This is a genomic window from Quadrisphaera setariae (genome assembly GCF_008041935.1).
In the GTDB taxonomy this organism is placed as follows: domain Bacteria; phylum Actinomycetota; class Actinomycetes; order Actinomycetales; family Quadrisphaeraceae; genus Quadrisphaera; species Quadrisphaera setariae.
On sequence record NZ_VKAC01000014.1, the window covers coordinates 20,758 to 28,955 of the forward strand.

8 protein-coding genes and 1 riboswitch are annotated in these 8,198 nt (G+C 69.7%); of the genes, 1 reads left to right on the forward strand and 7 read right to left on the reverse strand.

The features are described from left to right. Window positions 1-11: 11 nt before the first annotated feature. The 6 genes from FMM08_RS19580 to FMM08_RS19605 form a co-directional block, all read right to left on the reverse strand. The gene (locus FMM08_RS19580; RefSeq protein ID WP_147928127.1) at window positions 12-890 is read right to left on the reverse strand and encodes a complex I subunit 1 family protein; all 879 of its coding nucleotides are present in this window, start codon (window positions 888-890) and stop codon (window positions 12-14) included. Window positions 891-944: 54 nt separating this feature from the next. Continuing rightward, entirely contained in the window at window positions 945-2,165 is a 1,221-nt protein-coding gene (locus FMM08_RS19585) for a hypothetical protein (protein WP_147928082.1), read from the reverse strand. Beyond that, complete coding sequence (locus FMM08_RS19590; protein WP_147928083.1) at window positions 2,156-2,506, reverse strand: NADH-quinone oxidoreductase subunit A; 351 nt, start codon at window positions 2,504-2,506, stop codon at window positions 2,156-2,158. The genes FMM08_RS19585 and FMM08_RS19590 overlap by 10 nt, the downstream gene beginning before the upstream one ends. Before the next feature lie 392 nt (window positions 2,507-2,898). Beyond that, window positions 2,899-3,642, reverse strand: coding sequence for a DUF305 domain-containing protein (locus FMM08_RS19595; protein ID WP_222710993.1), 744 nt, complete (start codon window positions 3,640-3,642; stop codon window positions 2,899-2,901). A gap of 22 nt (window positions 3,643-3,664) precedes the next feature. Continuing rightward, window positions 3,665-4,165, reverse strand: coding sequence for a hypothetical protein (locus tag FMM08_RS19600; protein WP_147928085.1), 501 nt, complete (start codon window positions 4,163-4,165; stop codon window positions 3,665-3,667). Window positions 4,166-4,313: 148 nt separating this feature from the next. Beyond that, a complete protein-coding gene (locus tag FMM08_RS19605; protein WP_369431770.1) occupies window positions 4,314-5,495 on the reverse strand; it encodes a F510_1955 family glycosylhydrolase in 1,182 nt (393 codons plus the stop codon). A gap of 427 nt (window positions 5,496-5,922) precedes the next feature. Here FMM08_RS19605 and FMM08_RS19610 point away from each other — a divergent pair, with 427 nt between their 5' ends. After that, window positions 5,923-7,470: a multicopper oxidase family protein gene (locus tag FMM08_RS19610; RefSeq protein WP_147928087.1), complete on the forward strand. Its 1,548-nt coding sequence runs from the start codon at window positions 5,923-5,925 to the stop codon at window positions 7,468-7,470. A gap of 72 nt (window positions 7,471-7,542) precedes the next feature. Here the strand turns inward: FMM08_RS19610 and FMM08_RS19615 are convergent, their stop codons facing one another. Further along, window positions 7,543-8,058, reverse strand: coding sequence for a C40 family peptidase (locus FMM08_RS19615; protein ID WP_187279881.1), 516 nt, complete (start codon window positions 8,056-8,058; stop codon window positions 7,543-7,545). A gap of 13 nt (window positions 8,059-8,071) precedes the next feature. Next, window positions 8,072-8,191: riboswitch (cyclic di-AMP (ydaO/yuaA leader) on the reverse strand. Window positions 8,192-8,198: the final 7 nt, after the last annotated feature.

Genomic DNA, 8,198 nt, shown 5'->3' on the forward strand with positions numbered 1-8,198 from the left:
TCGCTCATCGTTCAGCTCCTCCCCAGGACGACCAGGCTGACGACGAGCAGCTGCGCCAGTGCCACCGGCAAGCCGACCAGCCATCCCACCTCAGCCAGGCGATCCGGGCGTAGCAGTGGCAACCGTCGGGCCAACACCACCAGCGCCGCCATCACCAGCAGCGTCTTGAGCAGCGACCACGCCCAGGCGGGCAGCAACGGGCCGGCGCCACCCCCGAGGAAGAGCGCAACGGCCACCGCCGACCCCGCCGCCAGCAGTGCCCACCGACCGGCCAGGACCAGCAGCCGGTCCACCCCGGACAGCTCCGCGAGAACGCCACCCGCGAGATCCGGCCCGCTGCCCGTAGAGAAGGGGCCCCACAGTGAGAAGGCGAGCACGCAGGCGCAGAACAGGGCGAAGGACGCCGGCATCCACACCACGAACCACAGCTGCGACTGCGCCGCCACGATGTCACCCACCCGCAGACTGCCAGCGGCTACAGCGGGCGCTACCAGGGCGAACATCAGCGGCAGCTCGTAGGACAGCGCCTGAGCGAGGTAGCGATGGGCACCCACCAGCGCGTGCGCGCTGTTCGCCCCCCAGCCCAGCATCCAGGCCGCCGCCCACACCAGCACGTCGACGGCGTTCACCCAGACGACCCCGACGCCGAGGTCCGCCAGGGTCCAGTTTCCCAGCGGCACGACACCCACCATCAACACCGCAGCCACCAGCAGCGTCCCGCCACCGCCGCGCCACAACGGCCGGTCTGCGCCCAGCAGCACGCGGCGGCGCTGGCGCATCAACCGCGCTGCTTCGTAGGCGGGAGCGAGCAGGCCGGCCACCGGCCGCTGACCTGTGGCACCCGCGGAGAGCGCGCCGCTGAACGCTGCGCCGGCCGCGGCCACGCCCATCAGCAGCAATACAGCAGCAGGAGCCCACACCCAGGACACGCCCACGACGTCCACTCAGGCCACCGCCTCGGCCGCCACGGCGCCACCAGCCGCGTCGGCGCCGCCGGCGTCAGGGCCATGCTCAGGCTCGGGAAACACGCCACGGGACTCGAGGTCGAGGCTGGCCACGGTGAGTCGCACCTCGGCGAGCTCTCGCCCGATCAGCAGGCTCGGAAGGGCCTCGACTGCACGATGGCGGTGCCCGTACGACGTCGGGGCTGCCGCGACAGGGTCCGCGGCGAGGCGCAGGGAAGCGATCAGTCGGTCGTGAACGTCGCCCTGGTCGCCAGCCGGCAACCCAGCCTTCTCGATCTGATCATCTTTCAGGTCGCCCAGGCCCCGGAGGGACCAGCGCAGCGTGCGGGAGCGCTGAACACGAGCCAGCAGACCGGCGAGCTCTCCATCAAGATCGATCTGTCGACCAGTGTCGGCGCTGCCTACCTCGGTGCCCATCTGCAATGCATCGCGCAGGCGCACGGCAGCGGCGGCGTACCGCGAGCCGGCCAAGGCGAGGATCCGCGCGGCCCGCTCACACGCCGCCACGCGGGCATCGACGCGCTCCGGCGCGGCGGCCTCGTCCAGGTGGTGGGCGTGGGCGTCCACCACCACATCACCTTGAAGCGTCACCGTGACGACCAGGCCGCTCGGCCACAGACCGAGCACCGGACCGAGCTGGACGTGCAGGACGTCCATCTCCAAGCCATCGCGGTCCTCCCCACCGCTGGCCAACGCGATGCCACCGGGGCCGGACATGTCCATGCCGCCGTGGTCCATGCCGCCTTGGTCCATGCCGCCTTGGTCCATGCCGCCTTGGTCCATGCCGCCGTGGTCGGACTTGTCCGTGTAGGCGTGGCCAGTATCGGATGGCTGTTCCTGGGGTCGAGTGGTTGCGTCGCGGCACTGGAAGTCGTCGTCGGCCAGCCGCTCCAGAACGTGACCCAGGGAGGACTCGACGCCCGTGGGGCTGTCAACGTCGACGCGAGCCCTCGGGCCAGGCAGCTGCTCCCAGACCACTTCCGCGGCTGCGGCCAGTTCTCCAGACAGCGGGCCGCAAGTGATCAGTGCGTCAGCCTCGGCGGGAGAGTGGGCCATCACCCAGCCGCGCTCAGCGGCAACGCGCTCCAGCGCGAGCCGGGTGAGGTCACGCCCAGGCTCCGCCACCACCAAGTAGCGAGGACGCTTGAGGGCTGTGCCCTTGAGCCATGCCTTGGGTCCTCGAGCCCTCGTCAGACCCACCTGAAGGCTCCTTCCCGCCAGGCCCAGACGACCGCGATCAGGAGGACACCCAAGAAGATGAACATCTCCACCACAGCCGACAGGCCCACGGTGGCGACCACCTCGACCCATGGGTACATGAAGAGCATCTCCACGTCGAAGGCCAGGAAGACCAGCGTCATCGGGTACCAGCGGGCGTGGAAGCGCGATAGCGCGTGCTCATGCGGCATCGACCCCGAGAGGAAGGGCAACGAGAGCAGAGCCTTGCTGTCCACAGCCGTGGACCTACTGACCAGCTGCGCCGCGGCGACGCACACGATGACCGTCAAAAGCAGCGCCGCGAGTCCTGCGTACCCCGCCACCGGGACCTCCTCTTCATCGGCTCACATCTGTGCCGCCACCTGCTGGAACCTGTTCCAACCCGTCCCAACCCGTCCTGCGGCGACAGCACACGACGAGGCACAGCGGGCGCTGCTCTGGTGCGAGCACGTGCCCTCCCCGTTGCGGCATGCCGCACTGAGGGGTGACAAAGCACTCGCGAACCGTCAGTACCCACTGGGGGTATAGCGCGTGGAGTGTTCTTGCGCCTCCTGAGAGGGGCGTCGCGTCGTCCGGCCGCAACCAGCCGAGTCCCGCCGCCAGCGTCGCCTGTTGCAACACCGGATCAGGATCTGTTTCGAGGCCAACAGGATGGTGCGACGCCGCAGCTGGTGCCGCACCATCCCGTTCTAGGGGTGCTTCTGCGTGGGTGTGCTCAGCCCTGCAGGGTCTGCAGCATCTGGTCCATCTCCGCGATCTCCGCGGTCTGGGAAGTCACGATCGTCCCGGCCAGCTCGATGGCCTGCGGGTTGGACCCGTCGGCCAGCTCGGTCTTGGCCATGTCGACAGCGCCCTGGTGGTGCACGGTCATCTGCTCCAGAAAGAGCTTGTCGAACTCCGCGCCGGAGGCACCCTCCAGCGCGGCCATGTCCTGTTCGCTCATGCCCATCGAGCCCATGTCGTGGCCACCCATCGAGCCCTCCTCCATCGTCTCGGGGGCACCCCAGGCTTGCAGCCACCCCGTCATCGAGGCGATCTCGGGGGTCTGGGCGGCCTGGATGCGCGAGGCGAGGTCACGGACCGCAGGGTCCTGCGCGCGGTCGCCGGCGAGCATCGCCATTTCCACCGCGCCCTGGTGGTGGACGATCATCTGCTGGGCGAACATGATGTCGGCGTCGTTGTGCTCTGCTGAGACCGCCGATGAGGCCGAGGCGACGGCGGCCGGGTCAGGGGTGACCGCCGCCGAGCTCATCGGAGCGCTCGAGGATGTGCTCGAGCTGGTCGAGCCCATGTCCATGCCGGGCATGGAACTGTCAGAGCAAGCGGCGAGGGTGATCGCTAGTGCTACGGCGCCACCGGCGGCGCCGAGCGCGCGCAGGGCCGAGGTGCGGGCAAGGGTGGAACGCAGGTCAGAGCTAGGGCGAGGCATGACTCTCCTTGACATGGGTGAGCGGATCACAGGGGCGGGGGTGAGCCCGCTCCTAGACCCGGATCACGCACAGGGAGAGACGCAGCAGCAGGCCTTGCGGAGGACCGCGGCGCAGCAGCCACCCGCCCGCTGCCCCACCACTGGGCAGCATCACCAGCGCCATCACGACGACGGCGACCAACGCGGCCGCACCGAGTGCCGTCGCGGCGTTCACCGGCGGCGCCGACAGGTCACACGCGACGGCGTGCGCTGAGGTGGGGGCGCCGTGACCGGCGCCGTCGGCGTGGCACAACTGTTCGCTGGCTCGCTCGAACGGCGTGCCGTCAGCGGACCGGACCAGCATCGCCGGTGCGACGGCGGCAGGAGCGGTTCCGGCCATCGAGCCGTGCTCGGCCGTCGACGACGCCGAGTGCACGCTCGCGCTGGCTGCGTGCAGCGAGCCGTGAGCACCCAGGACGCTCATCAGCGGTACGTGCATGGTGAGGATGCCGGCCACCAGCGCACCGGCGAGCAGGATCAGCGCTGCGTGAAGCAGTCCCCGCTTGTGCGCCACACCTGCCTCCTAATGATGAGCTCCCGACGGTACCCCAGAGGGGTATCCCGCGCCTACTCGTGACCCGCATGGTGCCCGTCGCGCCGAGATGAAGCAGTGGTCGCCGTCCGCTGCCTCGTACCGCCTGGACCTGCCCGAGGAAGGATCTTCAGGCGTCGGGAAGGGCCTGCTCGGAGAAGGTGCGGCCGCCGTCGCGGCTCGTGGCGATGCTGGGGTGCTCCCCTTCGCGGGCGACCGCGACGTGCAGCACCGTGGCCGTCGGTGCCTCATCCGCCGAGGGCGCGTCCGCTGCGGTGGGCGCTGCCGGTACGGGGCTCTGCGAGGTGATGGCTTCGGGGGAGCCGCCGATGTCGCCGATGCGGTCCCACGAGGAGCCGGCGTCGGTGGAGTGCAGGACGGCGCCGTCGCCCTCGACGCCGTACAGATCACCACCGTCGGTCCACTCCACCACCACCGGCAGGGGCGAGGGGGCCACGACCGACCACGTGCGTCCGCCGTCGGCGCTGCGCTGCAGGCCCTCAGCTGTGGTCGCCACCACCGTGGCAGGGTCGTAGGGGTCGATCGCCAGGTCACGTGCTGCGACGTCGCTGCGTGCCTGCCAGGAGTGGCCCGCGTCGTCGGAGGCCAGCAACTGGCCGCTGACGGAGTCCCAGCCGTAGACCGTGTCGCCACGGGCGCGCAGCACGTGGAAGTCCACCTGCCCGCCCAGGGAGGTCTGCTCCCAGGACTGGCCGCTGTCCCGGCTGACGACCAGGCCGAGGGGGTTGGGCAGGTCGGGGTCCACTGCGGTGTCGGGATGGCCTGAGCCCAGGAAGGTGCCGGGACCGGTGATGGTGAAGCCCATGGTGTCCTGTCGACGCTGACCCACCGGGCCCTCGACTCCGTCCGGGGTGGAGCGGTAGAGGCCGTCGTGGGCGGCCACGTACAGGACACCGTCCGCGGGGTCCACCCCGAGGCCGTGGATGTGACCCCAGGTCGAACTCGGTGCCTCTGCCGGACCCAGCGTGGGCTCCTGAGGGGTCATGCAGCCCGTCAGGCTCAGTGCAGCCAGGGCCGCGGTGGCCGCACCCAGCGCAGGGCGCAAAGGCTGCTTCATGAAGGACGGTGAGACTGCTGGGAGTCGGTCAGAGAAGCGCCGAGAGGGCATAGCGCCAGCATACCCCCCAAGGGTATGCTCACAGTCGGCTGAGTGACTGAGGAGGTGTCGTGAGAGGGCAGAGGAACCACGGCCCCCTCCGTCTGGTGCTGCTGATTGCCGGAGTCCTGCTTGGGGTCCTGGCAATGCATGTGACCACTGGCGCCTCCCATGATGGCCACCAGATGCCCACATCGACGATCATGCCGACGGTCGTGTCCACGGTCACGACGCACTCGCTGCACGCGGGTATCAGTCGGACCGTGGCCGACCCGCGCCTCGACGATCCGCACGTGGCCATGTCACCCGGCCACAGCGACAGCCCAGAGGCTTCGGCTAGTGCTGCATGCACCCTCTCGGCGCCCTCGCCAGATGAGGCTCTAGTGCGTGGCAGCGCCTCGCTCGTCGCCGTGCTGGCGCTGGCGTGGGTCGTGGGCGCCGCGGGAGGCACCACGAGCGACAGGCGTCGCGGAAGCTGTCCCATGGCACGCGGGCTCCCTCGGCACACCCTGTGCGTGATCCGGGCCTAGGAGCGGCTCGCCCCGTTCCAGCGCCTGGGCCCCCCTGCTCACCGAAGCACGGGGGTGTCGGTGCTCCGCTCACCACCCTCAGGGACGACCAGATGACCAACCACTTGACCCGCCGCACGGTGCTGCAGCTCGGCCTGGCGTCGGCGACCGCCGCAGTCCTGGCCAGCTGCACAGGCAGCCCCCAACCCTCCTTCGTCACCCCCAGCGCCCCCGTGGTCAGGTCCACTGAGCAGCGCCGCCGCGCCACCGGCGCAACAGTGCGCCGCACCGTGACCGCCATCCCGACGACGCTGGACCTCGGCGGGATCGCCGCGCCGACGTGGGGCTACCAAGGGGCCTCAGCCACCACGCCGCTGCGCGCCAACGTCGGTGACCTGCTCCAGGTCACCCTCAAGAACCAGCTGCCGGACCCGACCAGCATCCACTGGCACGGCCTCGCGCTGCGCAACGACATGGACGGAGTCCCACCACTGACCCAACCACCTGTGGAGCCGGGAGACAGCTTCCAGTACTCCTTCACCCTTCCCCACCCCGGCACCTACTGGTTCCACCCGCACGTCGGTTCACAGCTCGACCGGGCACTGATGGCACCCCTCATCATCGATGACCCCTCCGAGACCGTGGAGCACAGCGAGGAGTGGATCCTCGTGCTCGACGACTGGCTCGACGGTGTAACCACAACCCCAGACGACGTGCTCGCCGAGCTGAGCCGAGGCATGGGCAGCGGTATGACCGACGGCATGGGCGGGGGTCATGGGATGTCCATGGCCTCCTCGTCGCAGGAATCCGGCGGCATGCGGATGAGCAACACGCTGATGGGCGCAACATCCGACCTGCTCGGAGGTGACGCAGGAGATGTCTTCTACCCGCTGTTCCTCATCAACGGGCGACCCACGAACGACCCCGAGACGTTCTCCGTTGCTCCCGGGACCAAGATCCGGCTTCGCATCATCAACGCCGGCGCTGATACCGCCTTCCGCTTCGGCGTGGCGGAGCACCTCATGACCATCACGCACACGGACGGGTACGCCGTGCAGCCTGCACTGGCCGAGAGCCTGGTGGTGGGCATGGGTGAGCGGTACGACGCCCTGATCACCGCCGGTGACGGAGCCTTCTCCGTGGTCGCCGAAGCGTTGGGCAAGAACGACCGAGCTCGAGCGGTTCTGCGGACCGCCCCCAGCGCAGCGACACCGCCTGCGGCAGAACTGCCCTGGACCAGAGGACCGGTGACAGCCTCAGATCTGCAGGCCGAGCCGGAGGTCGTCTTGGCCGAACGCGCCACGGACCGGACGCTGGCGCTCGAGCTCACCGGTTCCATGGCCTCTTACGACTGGGCGATCGACGGTAAGCGGATGGACATGGATCAGCCGCTGCGCGACGCGCTCGGCATCAGTGAGGGCGAGCGCGTCGCCCTGGAGCTCAAGAACTCCACGAGCATGTGGCATCCGATGCATCTGCACGGCCACACCTACCAGCACCTCGGTGGAGGACCCCGGAAGGACACCTCGATCGTCCTGCCCGGTCAAACCCTGCGGGCGCTCTTCGATGCAGACAACCCCGGAAGCTGGCTGCTGCACTGCCACAACCTCTACCACGGCGAGGCCGGGATGATGACGACCATCGCCTACACCACGAGCTGACTCCTGGCCGTGCCCGCCCGGCTCGTTTCCGGGCTGGGCGGGCACCCAGCAGGCTCAGGTCTCGCGCTCAGGTCAGACGCGGCCGTAGATGACGTTGTCGCTCCAGATGGAGCGCTCGCTGACCGACTTGCCCGTGCGCGGGGAGTCCATCAGTCGGCCATCGCCGGTGTAGATGCCCATGTGGTACGGCTTGCCGGAGGCGTTGACGAAGAACACCAGGTCACCGGGCTTGGCCTGGGCCTTGCTGATGCGCGTCACCGCGGCCAGCTGCTGGCTGGTGGTGCGCGGCAGGCTCACACCGTGCTGGGCGAAGACGTGCTGGGTGAAGCCCGAGCAGTCGAAGCCGGACGGCGTCGTGCCACCGAAGCGGTACGGCGTGCCGATGTACTGGCTGGCGGTGGTCAGCACCGCGCCGCTGTTCAGCACCGGCGCCGCGTTGGCCGGAAGCGCGACGGCACCCATCAGACCACCGCTCAGGGCGATACCGGCGGCGGCCCGGGCCAGGGCGCGGCGGGGACGGGAGGTACCGGTGGGCGAGGAGTCGCAGCGGCGGCAGGAGACGTGGCGCCCGTGATGGGCATGGGGCATCGACATATGGGGGTGGGCCTCTCCGACGCCTGCGAGGTGAGCTGTCGGGTTCGGGAGGTGAGGTCCCCCGGCTCGCTAGGCGAGCTTCACCCCGAGGACGCGACGACGCTCCGAAGAGCAGCGCGCCCGGAAGTGGTTCC

What these genes read in the sequence shown, in the direction of transcription:
- FMM08_RS19580 (WP_147928127.1), bottom strand. Translation starts at nt 890, where the DNA reads ATGGGCGTGGCCGCGGCCGGCGCAGCGTTCAGCGGCGCGCTCTCCGCG.
- FMM08_RS19605 (WP_369431770.1), bottom strand. Translation starts at nt 5,495, where the DNA reads ATGTGGGCATCTGGTGGCCATCATGGGAGGCGCCAGTGGTCACATGCA.
- FMM08_RS19610 (WP_147928087.1), top strand. Translation starts at nt 5,923, where the DNA reads ATGACCAACCACTTGACCCGCCGCACGGTGCTGCAGCTCGGCCTGGCG.
- FMM08_RS19615 (WP_187279881.1), bottom strand. Translation starts at nt 8,058, where the DNA reads ATGCCCCATGCCCATCACGGGCGCCACGTCTCCTGCCGCCGCTGCGAC.